Annotated in this window: 19 protein-coding genes and 2 tRNA genes; 9 read left to right on the top strand and 12 right to left on the bottom strand. The window is 68.6% G+C overall.

Translation table 11 applies throughout. The features are described 5' to 3' along the window. Positions 1-150: 150 nt before the first annotated feature. A complete protein-coding gene (locus ACFXP9_RS06020) occupies positions 151-393 on the top strand; it encodes a CBU_0592 family membrane protein (protein ID WP_397208997.1) in 243 nt (80 codons plus the stop codon). Here the strand turns inward: ACFXP9_RS06020 and ACFXP9_RS06015 are convergent. From ACFXP9_RS06015 to ACFXP9_RS06005, 3 genes are all read right to left on the bottom strand, one after another. Continuing rightward, positions 390-1,517 (bottom strand): alkane 1-monooxygenase, encoded by a 1,128-nt coding sequence (locus tag ACFXP9_RS06015; RefSeq protein WP_397208996.1) that lies wholly within the window; start codon positions 1,515-1,517, stop codon positions 390-392. The genes ACFXP9_RS06020 and ACFXP9_RS06015 overlap by 4 nt on opposite strands. 75 nt (positions 1,518-1,592) lie before the next feature. Beyond that, positions 1,593-2,081 (bottom strand): lactoylglutathione lyase, encoded by a 489-nt coding sequence (gene gloA, locus ACFXP9_RS06010; RefSeq protein WP_397208995.1) that lies wholly within the window; start codon positions 2,079-2,081, stop codon positions 1,593-1,595. After that, the gene (locus ACFXP9_RS06005) at positions 2,078-3,112 is read right to left on the bottom strand and encodes an A/G-specific adenine glycosylase (RefSeq protein WP_397208994.1); all 1,035 of its coding nucleotides are present in this window, start codon (positions 3,110-3,112) and stop codon (positions 2,078-2,080) included. The genes gloA and ACFXP9_RS06005 overlap by 4 nt, the downstream gene beginning before the upstream one ends. A 133-nt stretch (positions 3,113-3,245) precedes the next feature. Here ACFXP9_RS06005 and ACFXP9_RS06000 point away from each other — a divergent pair, with 133 nt between their 5' ends. Together ACFXP9_RS06000 and ACFXP9_RS05995 are read left to right on the top strand one after the other, a co-directional pair. Further along, a complete protein-coding gene (locus tag ACFXP9_RS06000) occupies positions 3,246-3,824 on the top strand; it encodes a DUF721 domain-containing protein (protein ID WP_397208993.1) in 579 nt (192 codons plus the stop codon). Next, positions 3,821-4,537, top strand: coding sequence for a thioredoxin domain-containing protein (locus ACFXP9_RS05995; RefSeq protein ID WP_397208992.1), 717 nt, complete (start codon positions 3,821-3,823; stop codon positions 4,535-4,537). The genes ACFXP9_RS06000 and ACFXP9_RS05995 overlap by 4 nt, the downstream gene beginning before the upstream one ends. Before the next feature lie 261 nt (positions 4,538-4,798). Here ACFXP9_RS05995 and lpxK read toward each other — a convergent pair whose 3' ends face one another. The 8 genes from lpxK to tsaD all read right to left on the bottom strand — a co-directional run bounded on the left by lpxK (position 4,799) and on the right by tsaD (position 10,565). Then, the gene (lpxK, locus tag ACFXP9_RS05990; protein WP_397210048.1) at positions 4,799-5,794 is read right to left on the bottom strand and encodes a tetraacyldisaccharide 4'-kinase; all 996 of its coding nucleotides are present in this window, start codon (positions 5,792-5,794) and stop codon (positions 4,799-4,801) included. Continuing rightward, entirely contained in the window at positions 5,791-7,023 is a 1,233-nt protein-coding gene (locus ACFXP9_RS05985; RefSeq protein WP_397210046.1) for a 3-deoxy-D-manno-octulosonic acid transferase, read from the bottom strand. Before ACFXP9_RS05985 ends, lpxK begins: the two co-directional genes overlap by 4 nt. Then, positions 7,023-7,268: a DUF4170 domain-containing protein gene (locus ACFXP9_RS05980; RefSeq protein WP_397208989.1), complete on the bottom strand. Its 246-nt coding sequence runs from the start codon at positions 7,266-7,268 to the stop codon at positions 7,023-7,025. Before ACFXP9_RS05980 ends, ACFXP9_RS05985 begins: the two co-directional genes overlap by 1 nt. Positions 7,269-7,378: 110 nt before the next feature. After that, positions 7,379-7,771 carry a DUF1761 domain-containing protein gene (locus ACFXP9_RS05975; protein ID WP_397208988.1) on the bottom strand — a complete coding sequence of 131 codons (393 nt, stop codon included), beginning with the start codon at positions 7,769-7,771 and terminating at the stop codon, positions 7,379-7,381. 40 nt (positions 7,772-7,811) lie between these two features. Further along, positions 7,812-8,225 (bottom strand): EVE domain-containing protein, encoded by a 414-nt coding sequence (locus ACFXP9_RS05970; protein WP_397209015.1) that lies wholly within the window; start codon positions 8,223-8,225, stop codon positions 7,812-7,814. Beyond that, positions 8,225-8,500, bottom strand: coding sequence for a YciI family protein (locus ACFXP9_RS05965; protein ID WP_397208987.1), 276 nt, complete (start codon positions 8,498-8,500; stop codon positions 8,225-8,227). The genes ACFXP9_RS05970 and ACFXP9_RS05965 overlap by 1 nt, the downstream gene beginning before the upstream one ends. 5 nt (positions 8,501-8,505) lie before the next feature. Further along, entirely contained in the window at positions 8,506-9,504 is a 999-nt protein-coding gene (locus tag ACFXP9_RS05960) for an NAD(P)H-dependent glycerol-3-phosphate dehydrogenase (protein ID WP_397208986.1), read from the bottom strand. Continuing rightward, positions 9,501-10,565, bottom strand: a complete 1,065-nt coding sequence (gene tsaD / locus ACFXP9_RS05955; protein ID WP_397208985.1) for a tRNA (adenosine(37)-N6)-threonylcarbamoyltransferase complex transferase subunit TsaD — start codon at positions 10,563-10,565, stop codon at positions 9,501-9,503. The genes ACFXP9_RS05960 and tsaD overlap by 4 nt, the downstream gene beginning before the upstream one ends. 97 nt (positions 10,566-10,662) lie before the next feature. On the opposite strand from tsaD, the gene ACFXP9_RS05950 reads away from it, so the two are divergent. The 4 genes from ACFXP9_RS05950 (at position 10,663) to ACFXP9_RS05935 (ending at position 15,154) form a co-directional block, all read left to right on the top strand. After that, complete coding sequence (locus ACFXP9_RS05950) at positions 10,663-11,376, top strand: uroporphyrinogen-III synthase (RefSeq protein ID WP_397208984.1); 714 nt, start codon at positions 10,663-10,665, stop codon at positions 11,374-11,376. Between the two features lie 117 nt (positions 11,377-11,493). After that, complete coding sequence (locus ACFXP9_RS05945; protein ID WP_397208983.1) at positions 11,494-13,140, top strand: mitofilin family membrane protein; 1,647 nt, start codon at positions 11,494-11,496, stop codon at positions 13,138-13,140. Positions 13,141-13,151: 11 nt separating this feature from the next. After that, positions 13,152-15,017, top strand: a complete 1,866-nt coding sequence (locus ACFXP9_RS05940; protein ID WP_397208982.1) for a heme biosynthesis HemY N-terminal domain-containing protein — start codon at positions 13,152-13,154, stop codon at positions 15,015-15,017. A 61-nt stretch (positions 15,018-15,078) separates the two neighbouring features. Next, positions 15,079-15,154, top strand: a tRNA-Thr gene (locus ACFXP9_RS05935). Positions 15,155-15,354: 200 nt separating this feature from the next. Here the strand turns inward: ACFXP9_RS05935 and ACFXP9_RS05930 are convergent. Further along, a tRNA-Lys gene (locus ACFXP9_RS05930) sits at positions 15,355-15,430 on the bottom strand. 97 nt (positions 15,431-15,527) lie between these two features. Between ACFXP9_RS05930 and dapF the strand changes: the two genes are divergently transcribed. Together dapF and mtaB are read left to right on the top strand one after the other, a co-directional pair. Further along, positions 15,528-16,355, top strand: coding sequence for a diaminopimelate epimerase (dapF, locus tag ACFXP9_RS05925; protein WP_397209014.1), 828 nt, complete (start codon positions 15,528-15,530; stop codon positions 16,353-16,355). Then, positions 16,352-17,626 carry a tRNA (N(6)-L-threonylcarbamoyladenosine(37)-C(2))-methylthiotransferase MtaB gene (gene mtaB / locus ACFXP9_RS05920; protein ID WP_397208981.1) on the top strand — a complete coding sequence of 425 codons (1,275 nt, stop codon included), beginning with the start codon at positions 16,352-16,354 and terminating at the stop codon, positions 17,624-17,626. The genes dapF and mtaB overlap by 4 nt, the downstream gene beginning before the upstream one ends.

The following is a 17,626-nucleotide window of genomic DNA, read 5'->3' as shown; positions in this document are numbered from 1 at the left end:
CTGTTCGCATCGTGCGGCCGGAATCCGCCTTGCCCTGCCGCGCATCTGCCCGGCAGGGCCTTTTCATTCCGTCCGAAACGGCGTAACGCCCCTGCCGGTTCAGAACCGGCCACAGGGCCATCTGGCCGTTGGTGCGAAAAAGGAAGAACGATGCTGACACTGCCCGACCTGATCGGACTTTCCGGCACCGCCTGCGTGGTGGGGGCTTATCTGGCGACGCAGGCGGGGTGGCTGCGCGCCGACCAGATCGCGTTTCCGCTGATCAACCTGACCGGGGCGATCCTGTTGTCGATTTCGCTGTATTTCAACTTTAATCTGGCCTCGGCGGTGATCGAGGCCTTCTGGATCGGCATCAGCCTGTTCGGCATTGCCCGCATTCTGGCCCGCCGCTAAAGCGCGCTGCGCGGCATCGGGGTTTCGGCGCGGTTATAGGGCGCCCAATCCTGAATATCGGGATAAAACTGTTGCCGCCACGCCCGCACCCGCGGGTTCACGCGCCGTCGCCACAGCGGCGGCACCATCGCCATGAAGGTCATCGCCGGGTATCCCAGCGGCAGCTGCGGCGCCTGATCCCGGTCATAGGTTTGCAGCAAAGGAAAGCGCCGGTCGGGTTTATAGTGGTGGTCGGAATGGCGTTGCAGGTTGATCAGCAGCCAGTTCGACGCCGTATGCGCCGCGTTCCACGAATGATGCGGACGGACATGTTCATATTTGCCCGCCCCCAGATGCCGCCGGGTCAGGCCGTAATGTTCGACGTAATTCGTCAGCTCCAGCTGCCAGACCGCGACGAAAGCCTGCCACACGAACAGCGCCAGCCCCAGCCAGCCGCCGATCAGCGCCGCCAGCGCCAGCATCGCGCCTTGCAACGCGGCATAGCGCCAGAACGGGTTGCGCCGGTCGGTGACGGGGCGGTTGGCGCGGCGCAGCCGGTTTGACTCGGCCCGCCACGCGCTGCGGGGGCAGTCGCGCAGAACGCGCAGAAAAAACCGGTGAAAACCCTCGTTATAGCGCGCGGTCACCGGGTCGCGCGGGGTGCCGACCCAGGAATGATGCACCAGCAGATGTTCCGTCCGAAAATGCGAATACAGCACCGAGGCCAGCAGCAGGTCGCCAAGCCAGCGTTCCAGCGGGTTGCGCTGATGCAGCAATTCATGCGCGTACACGATGCCGATGGTGCCGCTGGCCACGCCGATGCCGAAAAACAGCCCGACCTTTTCCCAGCCCGACAGATGCCCGCTGTGGGTGGCATACCAGATGCCGCCAAAGATCAGGCAGAACTGGATCGGGAACCAGATCAGCGTGATGGCGCGATACCAGATCAGGTCGCGTTCCGGCGTCTGCGGGTCGGGATTGGCGGTGTTCAGCCCCAGCGCCGCATCCATCAGCGTCACCATCAGCCAGCCATAGGCGGGCAGGCACAAAAACCACCAGCCACCCTGTGTTGCCGCCAGAATCACCAAAGGCACCATCCCAAGGGACAGCCAGAAGGGCAGCGCAGCGCGGGGTCCAGCGGGCATAACAACCTGTCAAATCAGCCTGACTGACAGGATAATCGCGTTTTTCCCGCCGATCCAGCGTTGCGTTGGTGCGGATCAGGCGGTTTTGTCGGCAAACCCCACGACCCCGTCCATCAGGTCGGGCTGGACAACCTCGATCCGGTATCCGTCGGGGTCCAGAATGAAGGCGACGTTTTTCATCCCGCCCTCGTCCGGGCGCTTGTGGAAACGCACCCCCAACGCGTCGAAATGCGCGCAGGCGGCGGCAAGGTCGGGCACGGCGATGCAGATATGGCCGTAACCTTTGGGGTCGGAATTGCCATCGTGGAACTGCGCGTCCTCGTCGCCCCAGTTATGCGTCAGCTCCAGCAGGCCGGGGCGGCTGAAGGTCTGCGACAGCGAATCCGCAGGCGCGCCATTCCCCGGTGCTTGCAGGAAATACAGGCTGAATTTCCAGTCCTGAAAATCCAGCCTGCGCGCCAGCCGCATCCCCAGCGCATCGCGGTAAAATGCCAGCGACCGTTCGGGCCGGGCGATGCGGATCATGGTGTGGGTCAGGGTAAAGCCATCGGTCGGGTTGGTCATCGGTGGTCCTTTGTCAGCGCCCATGCCTTGCGCATCAGGCCGGGCAGGGCGTCGGGGTGAAAATCATCCAGCGGCATCAGAAAACCGCGCTGGGGGTTGGCGGTGAAACGCGCGAAATGCACGTCCAGATCCAGCGTGAAATGGGTAAAGACATGCCGCACCGTGCCAATCCGGTGCCAGTCGGCCTGCGCGGGCGGCGGCAGGTCGCGCCCGTCCCAATGGGCGGACGGAAAGGCCAGCACGCCCCCCAGCAAGCCTTTGGGCGGGCGCTGTTCGACCAGCACCGCACCGCGTTGCAGCCCGATCCAGACCTGACCGTGCCGCAGCGGCCTGGCCGGTTTGGGCGCGCGCCGGGGCAGGTCGGCGGCAAGGCCCGCCACGCGGGCGGCGCAGGGGTGGTGCAGCGGGCAAATGCCACAGGCGGGACGGCGCGGGGTACAGATCGTCGCCCCCAGATCCATCATCGCCTGCGCGAAATCGCCGGGGCGCCGCTGCGGGGTCAGCGTATCGGCCAGCGCGCGCAGCCGGGGCCTGACACCGGGCAGCGGGTCCGGCACGGCAAACAGCCGCGCCACGACGCGCTCGACATTGCCGTCGACCACGGTTTCGGGCTGGTCAAAGGCAATCGCGGCAATCGCGGCGGCGGTATAGGGGCCAACCCCCGGCAGCGCGATCAGCCCGGCATAATCGCGCGGAAACCCGCCCCGCGCCGCCACCGCCCGCGCGCAGGCCAACAGGTTGCGGGCGCGCGCGTAATAACCAAGCCCCGCCCATTCGGCCATCACATCCGTATCATCCGCCGCCGCCAGCGCGTCCACATCCGGCCAGCGGTCGGTAAAACGCTGGAAATAGCCCCTGACCGCCGCCACCGTTGTCTGTTGCAGCATGATTTCCGACAGCCAGACGCGGTAAGGGTCAGCCACCACCCCTGCCGCGTGCGCCGCAGGCCCGACGCGCCATGGCAGGTCGCGGGCGTGGCGGTCATACCAGTCCAGCAGCAGGGGGGCGATGGCGGCGGGGTCGTCACGCAATGTTTAAAATCCTTGTGCGGTCGCCCTCTGGCATCCGCAGGCGCGATGTGTCATGTTGGGACCAGTTTATCGGGATTTGCCGGCCACCGACAGGGGCGCAGGCGATCACCGGCGCGGGCAACAGGGGGACCGCATGGCAAAACCGCAATCGCGCAGCACGCGTCGCCCAAAGGGGCAGGACGCGCCGCCCCGGCGGCGGATGCGCGGGTTCGAGGCCGCCTCGACCCTGCTGGCGGGCCGCATCCGGCAGGCCGGGGAAAGCCGGGGCTTTGCCGTGTCGCGCCTGCTGACCAACTGGCCCGAGGTGGTGGGCCGCGATCTGGCCGCGATCTGTCGCCCCGTGCGCATCACCCACCCGCGCGACGGGTTCGGCGCCACGCTGGTGCTGCTGACCACCGGCCCGACCGCCCCCATGGTCGAGATGCAGGCCCCGCTGATCCGCGAAAAGGTCAATGCCTGTTACGGTTTCAACGCCGTGGCGCGGGTGCGCGTGACCCAGACCGCGCCAACGGGCTTTGCCGATGGGCAGGCGGTGTTCGCCCCGGCGCCCAAACCCCGCCCCGACCCGGCGGCGGAACGCGCCCGCCAGCAGGCCGCGCAGGATATGGTGCCGCAATTCGATGACAGTGAACTGCGCAACAAGCTGTTGCGTTTGGCCCAGAATATTTTGTCCCGACGGGACCGGAATCACAAAAGGAAGGTATTCCCATGACCCTGCTTCGCCCCGCGCTGACCGCGCTGGCGCTTGGTTTCGCCGCATTACCGGCGCTGGCCCAGACCGCCGAGGCCCCCAAGGCCCCGGCCGCCCCCGCGACCCAGCCTGCCGCGCCGGCGATCCTGCCTGACATCGCGCTGGGGTCAGCGGATGCGCCGCTGACGATCTTTGAATATGCCAGCTTTACCTGCAGCCACTGCGCCGATTTCCACACCGAGACCTTCCCCAAACTGAAGGCCGATTACATCGACACCGGCAAGGTGCGGTTCGTTCAGCGCGACATCTATTTCGACGCGGTCGGGCTGTGGGCGGGCATTCTGGCGCGCTGTGGCGGCGATGACAAATATTATGCCGTGGGCGGAATGCTGTTTGACGAACAGCGCGACTGGATCAGCGGCAAGGATGGCGAGGCAATCGCCGCCAATCTGAAAAAGATCGGCGCCAAGGCCGGGATCAGCGCGCAACAGGTCGATGCCTGCTGGAACGACACCGCCAAGGTCGAACAGCTGGTCGCGACCTTCCAGAAACACGCCACCGACGACAAGGTCGAGGCCACCCCCAGCTTTGTCATCGCCGGCGAACAGGTGCCCAATCAGGACTGGGACAAGCTGAAGGCGATCATCGACGCCAAACTGGCCGAAGCTGAAAAAACCGCCCAACCGGCCCCTGCCGCCGAACAGGCGGATGACAAGGCCGCCGGGGGCAACTGACCTCACATCACCGACCCCATCGCTGGGGCGACTGGAAAGGGCGGGCCGTGTGGTCCGCCCTTTTGCGTGGCCACGCGCGGGGCTGCGTGGCCGGGTGTGATGGGGCAGCGCGCGGCGGGTTCGGGGGCGTCAGGGCAAGGGTGTCAGGTCCGGGCGCTGTGGGTCCGGGCGCTGTGGGTCAGGCTGCGGTGGCTCAGGCTTTGATGGGACCGTCTGCGGGGCCAGATTCACGACCAGTTTAACGGGCAATATACAGGGCGATCAGGCCGGAAACAGCGCGTCCAGCGCGGCGTCCAGCGGGGCCGGATCATCCAGCACCAGCCGCACCGGCAGGGCCAGCACCTGTTGGCGGAAATCGGCGGGCAGGCGCACGGCGTCCTTTTCGGTGGTGACCAGTTGCGCGCCAAGGGCGCGGGCCTCGGTCGTCAGCCGGGTCAGCAGCGCCGGGGTGAACGGCTGGTGATCGTCCAGCGGCTCGGCCCGCGCCAGATCGGCGCCAAGCCCGCGCAGCGTGGCAAAGAATTTCTCGGGGTGGCCGATCCCGGCAAAGGCCAGCACCCGGTGCCCCTGCCAGTCGATGCCGGTCTGCAACGGTGCCAGCGTGCCGCGCAGATGCGGCAGGCCGGGCGGCAGGGGCGTCGCGGCAAAGCGGTCCTGCATCGCGGGCGGGCCGATGGACAGCAACAGGTCAGCACGGCCAAGCCCGACCGGCACCGGTTCGCGCAGCGGCCCGGCGGGGATGCACAACCCATTGCCAAAGCCCTTGGCGGCATCGACCACGATCAGCGACAGGTCATGGCGCAGGGCCGGGTCCTGAAACCCGTCATCCAGCAAGATCGCCTGCGCCCCTGCCGCCACCGCCGCCCGCGCCCCGGCCAGACGGTCGCGCGCCACCCAGACCGGGCCGAAGGCCGACAGCAGCAGCGGTTCGTCCCCCACCTGTGCGGCATCATGCTGGCGTTCCGACACCCGCAGCGGCCCGGCTTCGCGCCCGCCATAGCCGCGGCTGACCACATGTGCCGCGACCCCGCGCGCCTGTAACATCTGCATCAACAGGGTTACGGTCGGCGTCTTGCCGGTGCCGCCCGCATTCAGGTTGCCGATACAGATCACCGGCACCCCCACCTTGGCCCGTGCCCCGCGCGACAGGCGGCGGGCGGTGGCGCGGGCATACAGCGCCCCCAGCGGCTGTAACAGCCGGGCCGCCAGCACCGGCGGGCGGCGAAACCAGAAGGCGGGGGCGCGGTGGCCGGTCATGCGCTGATCCTTTCGGCATGGGCCTGCGCGGCGTGCAGGCAGGCTTGGGCGATCTGTTGGGCGGCCTCGGCGCCGCCGGTGGCCACGGCCCATGCATTGGTGGCCAGTTGCGCGGCCTGATCGGGGGCGATCAGGTCGGCCACCCCCTGCGCCAGCCCGGCAGCATCGCGCACCGGACGTGCCGCGCAAGCCCCGTCCAGCTGGCCCCATGCGGTCTGGTGGCGCTCGGTATAGGGGCCGTGCAGGATGGCTGACCCCAGTGCCGCAGGCTCGAACGGGTGGCGCGCGGCGCTGTCATGGCCCGACAGGGTGCCGCCCATGAAACAGACCGAGGCCAGCCGATACCACAGCCCCATTTCCGCCGGATCGTCGGCCACCAGCACTTGAATATCGGGTTCGGGTTCCTCGTCACGGGCGCGTTCGGCCACGGTCAGCCCCTCGGATTCCAGCCAGCGGGTCAGGTCGGGGCCGCGCGCCGGGTCGGCGGGCATGACGATGGCCAGCGCCCGGTGGCTGTGGCGCAGCGCGGCGCGATGGGCAGTCAGCCAGGCGATTTCCTCGGACGGGGGCAGGGCGGCGGCCAGCCAGACCTGACGCCGCGCCAGCTGATCGGCCAGCATGGCGCGTTCGGGTTCCAGACATCCCAGCGGTTCGCGCAGGTCCGAGACCGGCCCGGTCACGCTGACCCGGTCGGGCAGGGCACCGCAGGCCTGAATCACCTGACGGCTGTTTTCATCTGTCACCAGAATGCGGCTGGCCCGCGCCGCCAGCCGATACTGGCAGATGCAGTGATCGTGGCAATTCTGACTGCACTGCATTTCGGCCAGCAGCAGGGGCAGGGCGGCATCGCTGCATTCCACCGCCAGTGCCGCTGGAACCGACGACCCCAGCGCCAGCACTGCGTCCGGGCGCAGCGCCGTCAGCAGCTTGCGCGTCGCGCGGGGGTCATGGCCGGGGCCGGGCACGATGGACACCTGCTGTCCCGACATTTCGGGCAGGGTGGTGGCCGGGGCGGTCGTGCCAGCCCCCGGCAGGCTGATGGCGATGCGCAGGACCGGGTGCGCCTGCAAGGCGCGCAGCACCTGACGCAGGGCGCTGTCGCCGCCATCGGTGCAGCAGATCCAGACCAGCGGCCCGGACCCGCCCGGCACCCGGATCGGGCCAAGCCCGACGGTCCCGCTGTGACGGCGCAGATGCCACCACAGCCCAAGGGACCGGGTCAGCGACATCAGGCGCCCAGTTCCTCGGTGGTGCTGGCCTCGCGTTCCTCGTCGCGCAGGCGGTGCAGATGGGCGATGAAGTAACGGGTATGGGCGCTGTCCACGGTGCGGTGCGATTCGGCTTTCCATGCCGCGTGGGCGCTGGCGTAATCGGGAAAGATACCGACGATATGGATGTCGTCGGTATTGCGAAATTCGGTGCGCTGGGGGTCGGTCAGTTCGCCGCCGAAAACCAGGTGCAGACGTTGTGGCATGGTAAAGTCCCTTTGGATCTGATGCCGCGCAACCTAGGCCAAATGCGGCAAAAGGCAACAGGTCGGACCAGCCAAATCGACACCCTGCCGGGACATGCGCCAGACTGCGGTCAGATGGCGCCCAGAATCGCCCCCGCGACCCCGCCGGCCAGAATGACATAGCCACCGGCGATCAGCGTCTGCATCAGCGGGCGGCGGGCATAGCTGTGGTTGATCACCGTCCATGGCAGAATGATGAACGCGCCCACCATCAGGCCCAGAACCAGCCCCTCGGCAAGGCTGTCGATGCCAGCGCGCAACCAGAGATAGCGCATCATCCCCACGAACACGACCATCGCCAGCCCGGACATCAGATAGGGCATCGGCATCCCGCTGCGCAGTGCGCCGCGGTTTTCCACCTGAAGCGATGAAATCCGCACCCACGGCCCGGCAAACACCATATACCACAGCGACCCTGCCGCCCATGCGACGATGGCTGCGGCGATTACGATCATCAGTTCCATTCCTGCCCTCCTTCAGGTTGGTCCTTTGCGCTCCGGTGGCTTACATGCCGGCCATTTCCAGTATCGTGGCCCATTCATCCCCGGTCACGGGCTGGACCGACAGCCGGCTGTTATTGACCAGAACCATCTTTGACAGTCGCGGTTCCGCCTTGCAGTCGTCAAGCGAAACCGCACGCGCCAGCGGTTTGACCGCGCGGATATCGACACATTCCCATTTCGGGTCGGCGGCGGTGCTGTCAGGGTGGGCCGGGGCAATGATTTCGACGATGCCGACGGCCTCTTTGCCGATATTGGAGTGATAGAACAGCCCCTGATCGCCCACCGCCATCTGCCGCATGAAGTTGCGCGCCTGATAGTTGCGCACCCCGTCCCATTCTTCGCCCTGCTGGCCCCTGGCCACCAGATCGTCCCAGGAAAACACGTTGGGTTCGGATTTGAACAGCCAGTATGCCATCAGCCGATCACCTTTTTCCATTCCTCAATCACGACGCTGTCGAACAGTCCGGCACGGGCATAGGGGTCGGCATCGGCCCAGGCCTGTGCCGCCGCGCGGTCGGGCATGTCCAGCACCACCAGCGACCCGGTCATTGCCGCGCCGTCCAGAAACGGGCCAGCCATGACCACGCGGTCGCCGCTGTCCTTCAGATAGGCCAGATGCGCGGCGCGGTTATCAAGGCGGGTTTGCTGCGCGCCGTCGCGGTCGCGGCAGATAAGGGCGAAAAGCGGCATCGGGGTTATTCCTCTTTCAAAGGTCGGTTCAGCAGGGATTTCATCGCGTCTTGCACCGCCAGATCGCCCGCCGCAAGCCGCGCCACCATGGCGGAAACCGGCAGGTCCAGCGCCTTTTCGCGGGCCAGCCGGGTGACGGCGCGGGCGGTGGCCGCGCCCTCGACCGTGATGGCGGGGTCGAAACCTGCGCCGGACCCCAGTGACAGCCCAAAGCGGAAATTGCGCGACTGCTCCGAGGTGCAGGTCAGCATCAGGTCGCCAAGCCCGGACAGGCCGTTCAGGGTCTGGGGCCGGGCGCCCAGAACCGGGGCCAGCCGCAGCATTTCGGCAAAGCCGCGGGTGACGATGGCGGCGCGGGCACTGTCCCCGAACCCGGCGCCAATCGCGGCCCCGGCGGCAATGGCAATGACGTTTTTCAGCGCCCCGCCCAGTTCCGCCCCCGCCACATCGGTGCTGCGATACAGCCGCAGCGCCGGGGTCGACAGGTCATGTTGCAGCCGCTTGCCCGCCGGCGCATCGGTGCAGGCCAGCGTCAGCGCGGTGGGCAGCCCGCGTGCGATATCGGCGGCAAAGCTGGGTCCGGTCAGCACGGCGGCGGTGGCCTGCGGGCAGGCATGGGCGATCAGCGTGGACGGCCCGGTCAGGTCGGTCAGGTCAATGCCCTTGGCGCAACTGACCAGCGCGCGGGTGACGGGCGCGCGGGGACCGGTCGCGGGGGGGCACAGCCGGGTGGCGTTTTCGGTCAGAAAACCGCGCAGCGTCTGGGCCGGCAGCGCCAGCAGCACGGTCTGCGCCCCCGCCAGGGCGCGGTCCAGATCATCGGTCACGCACAGCGCCTGCGGCAGCACCACCCCCGGCAGGCGGGGGTTTTCGCGCCCCAGCGCCGCCGGACCGCGCGACCAGCCGGTATCGCGGCCCCAAAGGGTGACATCGGCCTGTGCCGCCACCGATATGGCCAGCGCGGTGCCAAAGGCGCCGGCCCCCAGAACGGCGATGCGGGTCATGCCTTGGCCCCCTTGCGGCCCGCGCCCAGCATCGGGGCGGCCTTGCTGTCCAGCGGCCAGCGCGGGCGGGCGGCCAAGTCCATGCCGTCGCGGCGCCCGGCGCGAAAGGCCTCTATCCCGGCCCATGCGATCATCGCGGCATTGTCGGTGCACAGCCGCAGGGGGGGCGCGACGAAACGCGCCCCGGCCTGTGCCGCGACCTGTTCCAGCGCCGCCCGGATCGCGGTGTTGGCGGCGACCCCGCCCGCCACCGCGAGAACCGGCGCGGGCGCGGCGGCCAGCGCCCGGCGGGTCTTTTCGGCCAGCACCGCCGCCACGGCCGCCTGAAACGCCGCGCACAGATCGGCGCGGTCCTGTTCATACAGCCCGCCCTGCACCGCGACCAGCTGATCGCGGGCGCGCAGCATGGCGGTTTTCAGCCCCGAAAACGACATATCGCAACCGGGGCGGTCCAGCAGCGGGCGCGGCATCGGGTGGCGGCTGGCGTCACCGCTGCGGGCGCAGGACTCGACCGCGGGACCGCCGGGCTGGGGCAGGCCAAGCATCTTGGCGGCCTTGTCGAATGCCTCGCCGGGGGCGTCGTCGATGGTGCCGCCAAGCCGGGTAAACGCCTCGGGTCCGGCGACATGCAGAAACTGGCAATGCCCGCCTGACACCAGCAGCATCAGATAGGGATATTCGACCCCGTCGGTCAGCCGCGGGGTCAGCGCGTGACCGGCCAGATGGTTCACCCCGATCAGCGGCAGGCCCGACCCCGCCGCCAGCCCCTTGGCCAGCATCACCCCCGCCATCACCCCGCCGATCAGCCCCGGCCCGGCGGTCACGGCGATGGCGTCCAGATCGGTCAGCCCCAGCCCGGCCTGTTCCAGCGCCTGTTCGACGCACAAATCCAGCTTTTCGGTATGGGCGCGGGCGGCGATTTCGGGCACCACGCCGCCGAAATCGGCATGAAGGTCGGTTTGCGACGCAACGACGGATGACAGGATCGTGCGGTCGTCGCGGACAATGGCGGCGGCGGTGTCGTCGCAACTGCTTTCGATGCCCAGGATGGTTAAGCTCATGTCGGCGAAGGCTCGTGATGCTTGCCGGCGCGGGCAGCAGCGCCTAAGCCGGTCGGGGAAACAACCGTGAAGCTAACACCCGACGGAAGGAAAACCAATGGCCGCCGCGTCCGTTCCGCACCTGCCGCCCGCATCCGCCGATCCGGTGGTGCTGCTGACCCGGCCGCAGGCGGCTTCGGACCGGTTCGCGGCGATGCTGCCGCAGGGGATGCGGGCGCTGATCGCGCCGCTGATGACCATTGCGCCGGTCGCCTTTGACCCGGCGCTGCTGGATGCGGCGCGGGGGCTGGTATTTACCTCGGAACATGCGGTGGCGATGGCGGGCGCGGGGCGCGGCCGGCCGGCGCTGTGCGTCGGACCGCGCACCGCCGCGGCCGCCCGTGCCCGTGGCTTTGCCGTGACCGAGGGGCCGGGCGACGCCCTGCGGCTTGAACCGCTGATCCGCGCTGCCGGTCCCGGACTGGTGCATCCGCATGGCCGCCATGTGGCGCGGGTGCTGCCGGTGCCGGGGGTGGTGGTGTATGACCAGATTGCACAGCCGCTGGATGCCGCCGCCCGCGCGTTGCTGGACGATTCGGCGGCGCGCGTCATCGTGACGCTGTTTTCGCCGCGCTCGGCCCGGCTGTTGGCGCAGGCGGTGGGTCAGATGCGCGCCAATCCGGTGGTGGTGTCGATCAGCGCCGCCGCCGATGCGCAATGGCCCGGCCCCGCCCGCCAGCGGGTGATTGCACAAAGCCCCGATGCAGCGGCGATGTGTCGTGCCGTCACGGCGGTCTGGCAGGCGGAACGAACCACATCGCAGGCGGGTTGAGCGATTGCCGCGTCGCGGCTAAGCTGCGCAGCAGATGCGCGGCAAAGTTGCGCGACAGACATGCGACGGCCCGCCGAACCGGCGCGGCACGGGCAGATCCAAGAGGGGGACGGACGGTTGGACAGCAGCAAGACGGGTCAGGGCAAACAGGCCGCTGACGGGCAAGCCACGGCGACAGCATCCGCGAAAGGCGCATCCGACCCACGCCCGCAGCCCAAGCAGGGGCGGGCGGTCGACTCGGCCCCGGTGACGGCGGGCAGCGGCGATGCAGCGGCCAAAGGCGGGCAGGTCAAGCCGGTGAAATCGACCCTGCTGGGGGAAAATGGCGACCGCCCGGCGGCACAGCCCAAAGCCAGCGGCGCGCAGGACGCGAAGGCGGCCAAGCCCGCCTCGCCGGAACAGGCTGATGTAAAGTCCGCTGGGACATCTGTCGGCACATCCGGCGCGAAACCCGCGACCCCGGCCATGCCCGCCGACAAGCCCGCTGATAAGACCGTCCCCAGCAGCGTTCCGCCCACCACGTCCAAAGCCAGCGCCGATGCGGGGCCTGCTGCAAAACCGGCCCCGGTGGTGGTGCGCAAGACCGGGTTCCTGCCCACGGTTCTGGGTGGCGTCGTCGCTGCCGGGCTGGGGGCCGCCGCGATGTATTACGTCATGCCGCAACTGCCCGAAGGCTGGCGCACCGCCCCGGCCGCCGCCCCGGATATGCAGGCGCTGACCGATCAGGCCCTTGCCGCCGCCCGCGATGCCGGGCGTGACGCGGGTGCGCAGGCCGGTGCCGATGCGGGGGCCGATGCCGCGCGGCAGGCGCTGGATGCTGCCGCCCCCAAGGCCGGGTCCGAAACCGATGCCGCCGCCGAACCTGCGGCCCTGCCACAGGGGCTAAGTGATCAGCTGGACCAGCAGGCCGCACAGATCGCGGCGCTGGATCAGGCGGTTGCGGCGCTGTCCGCATCCGTGCCCGCCGCGAATGCCGGGGGCAAGGATGACAAGGGCGGGGCGGGCGACCCCTCGACCGCGGGTCAGGCGACGGGCGTCGCGGCCATTGGCCCGGCAGAGCTGGCCGGGCTGAAGGAAACCGTATCCACCCTGCAAGACCGCGTGGCGGAACTGTCCCAGCGCCCGGCGCTGGACCCGGAGGCCGCGAAAAAACTGCAATCGCTGGCGCAGGATGCCGAGGCGATGCAGGACCGCATGACCAAGGCCGCCGAGGATGTGCGCCAACAGATCGACGCAGCCCGCGCGCAGGCTGACAAGCTGGAATCCGACGTGATCGCCGCCAGCAAATCGGCGCTGGGTCAGGCCGCCGTGGCGCGGCTGCATGGCGCGCTGTCCGAAGGCGGCGACACCGCCGCCGCGCTGGCCGACCTGAACGCAGCGGGGGTCGAGACCCCGGCAGCGCTGGCGCAGGACGTGCCGTCGCTGGTCAGCCTTCAGCAGGGCTTTGACGAGGCCGCCCGCGCCGGGCTGCGCGCCGCCTTGCAGGACAAATCGCAACGCGATGGCGCCATGGGCGTGATCGGCAATTTCCTGAAGGCCCAGACTGGCGCCCGGTCGGTGACCCCGCGTGCAGGCAGCGATGCCGATGCGGTGCTGTCGCGCGCGGGCGCGGCGGTCAAGGCGGGCGACATCGCCGCCGCGCTGGCCGAGATCGACAGCCTGCCCGACAGCGCCCGACAGGCGATGGACGGCTGGATCGGTCAGGCCCGCCGCCACGCCGCGGCGCAGGCGGCGCTGAACGACCTGTCCTCGGACGCGAAATAAGGGGGCGTGCCATGCTGTTGTCGCTGTTGAAAATTCTGCTGTTCTTTGCCGTGGTGCTGGCGGTGGCGCTGGGGGCCATTCATCTGGCCGAAAATGGCCAGCCCTTGATGCTGACCTATGACGGCACCGAATATACGCTGGGGCCGGTGACGGCGCTGGTGGCGCTGGCGGTGCTGGTGGTGCTGGGATGGGCCGCGCTGCGGCTGGTCGGCCTGCTGGTGGCGTTCCTGCGCTTCCTGATGGGGGACGAGACCGCCATCAACCGTTATTTCGCGCGCTCGCGCCAGCGCAAGGGCTATGACGCGCTGTCCGAGGGGATGCTGGCCGTTGCCTCGGGCGAGGGTAAGCTGGCGCAGGACAAGGCCGCGAAAGCCGCGAAATACCTTGACCAGCCGCATGTGACCGACCTGCTGGCCGCGCAGGCCGCCGAGGTCGCGGGCGATTCCGCCACCGCCGAACGTGTCTATCGCCGGCTGTTGGGCGATGACCGCACCCGCTTTGTCGGTATTCGCGGCCTGATGCGGCAGGAACTGGACAAGGGCCACACCGCCAAGGCATTGAAACTGGCCGAAAAAGCCTATGCGCTGAAGCCCCGCCATGGCGAGGTGCAGGACACGCTGTTGCAGCTTCAGGCGCGCGAACATGACTGGAAGGGCGCGCGTCAGGTTCTGAAGGACAAGCGCCGTCAGGGCCAGTTGCCCAAGGATGTTCACATCCGCCGCGACGCCGTTCTGGCCCTGCAAGAGGCCTCCGACGTGCTGGCCCATGGCAACAATATCAGCGCCCGCGAAGCCGCGATTTCGGCGGCGGCGGCCTCGCCCGATCTGGTGCCGGCGGCGGTGCTGGCGGCGCGCAGCTATATCGCCAAAGGCGACACGCGCAATGCCAGCCGGGTGCTGCAAAAGACCTGGTCGGTTCAGCCCCACCCCGCCATTGCCGCCGCCTATGCCGAGATCGCCCCGGACGAGGCCCCGCAGGCCCGTCAGCGCCGGTTCGGGGACCTGATCCGCAAGAACCCCGACCACGAGGAAGCGCATCTGCTGAAGGCCGAACTGGCCCTTGCCGCCGAGGATTTCCCCGCCGCCCGCCGCGCCCTTGGCAAGCTGGCCGAAACCCACCCGACCACGCGCACCCTGTCCATCATGGCCGCGATCGAGCGTGGCGAAGGTGCCGATGACGCCGTGGTGCGTGGCTGGCTGGCGCGTGCGCTGACCGCCAGCCGTGGCCCGCAATGGGTCTGCGACAAATGCCACAATGTCATGGCCGAATGGGCGCCGGTCTGTGACAGCTGCGGCGGTTTCGACACCCTGACCTGGCGCGAACCGGACAGCGCCCGCAGCGCCGCCGCCAGCGTCAGCCCCACCGGGGCCGAGATGCTGCCCCTGATCGTGGGCCGCCCTGCCGGGTCCGCCGACCATGTCACCCGCACCTTTGCCGAGGCCGATGCCTATGCCGAGGGTGCCGATGACGCGGCCCGGCCCGCCGGCACCACGCCGCTGGCGCAGCCCGGCATGGTCACGCCCGACGATCTGGACGCGCCGACCCCGCGCGGCCCGGCCCGACCGGCCCCGCGCCCGGCGTCCGGGGCGCGCCCCGTCCAGCCCGGCATGGTTGCCCCGGAACCGGATTACGAGCCGTCATCGACCGTCACCGACCCCGAGGTGTCATCGCCGCCGCGCTCCGTTCCGCGTCAGGCGCCCCGCCCTGCGCCCGACGCTGCTGCGCGGCCTGTCGATGCGGGCGATGCGCACCCGATCGCGACCGCCGAATCGGGCTTGGTCGAGGCGCAGGCGACTTACCTGCCGGTGCGTCCCGATGTCGAGCCGCCCGAAGTTGACTTGCCTGAGACCCCTGACGGGGGCGTGAAAAAACGCTGACCCCCCTTTTCCCCCGCGCCGGAAGATGCTATCCGGCGCGGCATCTGCCTGACCGGCAGGCGCCGCAGTAGCTCAGCTGGTAGAGCAACGCATTCGTAATGCGTGGGTCGGGGGTTCGAGTCCCTTCTGCGGCACCAGTTTACCTGTTTCATGAAAAATCCTGCCCCGCGCAACCTGACCGGTCGCGCCTGACCTCGCGTGATCCCAAGCCGCCAATAACGGCCATCCCCCGGCAGCGCACCGCCAGGGCAAAACAAGACGCCACCACAGGCCAAACCCGCCTTGCGGCGTCAATGTCTGACGCTGTGTGGAAACACAGTGATGTCTGGAAATACAGTGGTGAGCCCGACAGGATTCGAACCTGTGACCCACTGATTAAAAGTCAGTTGCTCTACCAACTGAGCTACGGGCCCACGCTTGTGGGGGGCTTCCTAGGGTTTGGCGCCGGTGGGGTCAAGCGGAAAAATGCGGTCTCTGGCAAAATCTTTTCGGCGGCCCTATATCGGCGCGATGGAACAGCAGCAAAACGGCCTGCCCTTCGTCAAAATGCACGGTCTGGGCAATGATTTCGTGATTCTTGATCTGCGCGCGGGGGGTGTCCTGCCCGCGCCCGATCTGGTGCGCCGGATCGCGGACCGGCATATGGGGGTGGGGTTTGACCAGCTTGCGACCATCCATGACGACGATCAGGCGGACGCGCGGCTGGTGTTTCTGAACGCCGATGGGTCGCGGTCCGGGGCCTGTGGCAATGCCACGCGCTGTATTGCGCGGCGGCTGATGGATGAAACCGGCCAGACCCACCTGCGCCTGCGCACCGACCACGCCACCCTGCTGGCCGAGGATGCGGGCAACGGCCTGACCCGCGTCAATATGGGTGCCCCGGTGCTGGACTGGCGCGCGATCCCGCTGGCGCAGGCGGTCGATATTGACCACCTGCCCATCGCGGGCGACCCGGTGGCCACCGGAATGGGCAACCCGCATCTTACCTTTTTCGTCGCGGATGCGAATGCTGTTGATCTGCCAGCCTTTGGTGCCGCGCACGAGCACCACCCGCTTTATCCCGAGCGCACCAATGTGGAGGTCGTGCAGGTCATCGACCGCGACACCATCCGCCTGCGGATCTGGGAACGCGGGGCGGGGGTGACGCTGGCCTCGGGGTCGTGTTCCTGCGCGGCGGCGGTTGCGGCGGCGCGGCGGGGCCTGACCGAACGCCGGGTGCGGGTCATTGTCGATGGTGGCCAGCTGGAGATTGACTGGCGCGCGGACGGCGTCTGGATGACCGGCCCCACGGCGCATGTGTTCAGCGGCGTCCTGACCCCGGACTGGATGGCGTCATGACCGCAAAGCCGCCCGTTTTCGCCACGCTTGGCTGCCGCCTGAACGCCTACGAATCCGAGGCCATGCGCGAGATGGCGCAGGCCGCCGGGCTGGAGGGCGCGGTGGTCGTCAACACCTGCGCCGTCACCGCCGAGGCCGTCCGCAAGGCCCGGCAAGAGATCCGCCGCCTGTCACGCGAAAACCCCGGCGCCCCGATCATCGTGACCGGCTGCGCCGCGCAGACCGAACCCCAGACCTTCGCCGCCATGCCCGAGGTCACGCGCGTCATCGGCAATCACGAAAAGATGCAGCCCGAAACATGGGTCGGCCTGCGCGCGCCCGACCTGATTGGCGATACTGAAAAGGTGCAGGTCGATGACATCATGTCGGTGCGCGAAACCGCGGGCCACCTGATTGACGGGTTCGGCCGCCATCGCGCCTATGTTCAGGTGCAAAACGGCTGTGACCACCGCTGCACGTTCTGCATCATCCCTTATGGCCGCGGCAATTCGCGCAGCGTTCCGGCGGGCGTCGTGGTCGAACAGATCAAGCGACTGGTCGGGCGCGGCTTTAACGAGGTCGTGCTGACCGGCGTCGACCTGACCAGCTGGGGGGCCGATCTGCCCGGCCAGCCCCGGCTTGGCGACCTGGTGATGCGGATTCTGCGGCTGGTGCCGGACCTGCCGCGTCTGCGGATTTCCAGCATCGACAGTATCGAGGCCGATCAGAACCTGATGCTGGCCATCGCGTCCGAGCCGCGCCTGATGCCGCATCTGCACCTGTCCTTGCAGGCGGGTGACGACATGATCCTGAAACGGATGAAGCGCCGCCACCTGCGCGACGATGCCATCCGCTTTTGCGAGGATGCGCGCAAGCTGCGCCCCGATATCGTGTTCGGGGCCGATATCATCGCGGGTTTCCCGACCGAAACGGACGCGATGTTCGAAAACTCGGTCCGGCTGGTGTCGGAATGCGGGCTGACCTTTCTGCATGTGTTCCCCTATTCCGCGCGCAAGGGCACGCCGGCGGCGCGGATGCCTGCGGTCACGGGCGGGGTTATCCGCGACCGGGCGGCGCGGCTGCGGGCGGTGGGTGACGCGGCGCTGGCCGCGCATTTGCAGGCGCAGCACGGCACCCGCCACACCGTGCTGACCGAAGGCCCGCGACTGGGCCGCACCGAACAGTTCACCGAAGTCCGTTTTGATACCGATCAGCCCGAGGGCACATTGATGCAGGTGATGATCCGGGGCGATGACGGAACGCGGCTTTTGGCGGGCCAGCCCGGTTCCTGA

The organism is Paracoccus jiaweipingae, from assembly GCF_044335505.1.
Lineage (GTDB): Bacteria > Pseudomonadota > Alphaproteobacteria > Rhodobacterales > Rhodobacteraceae > Paracoccus.
Note: the sequence above shows the minus strand (reverse complement) of the source record. Positions and strands in the feature narration are given on the sequence as shown.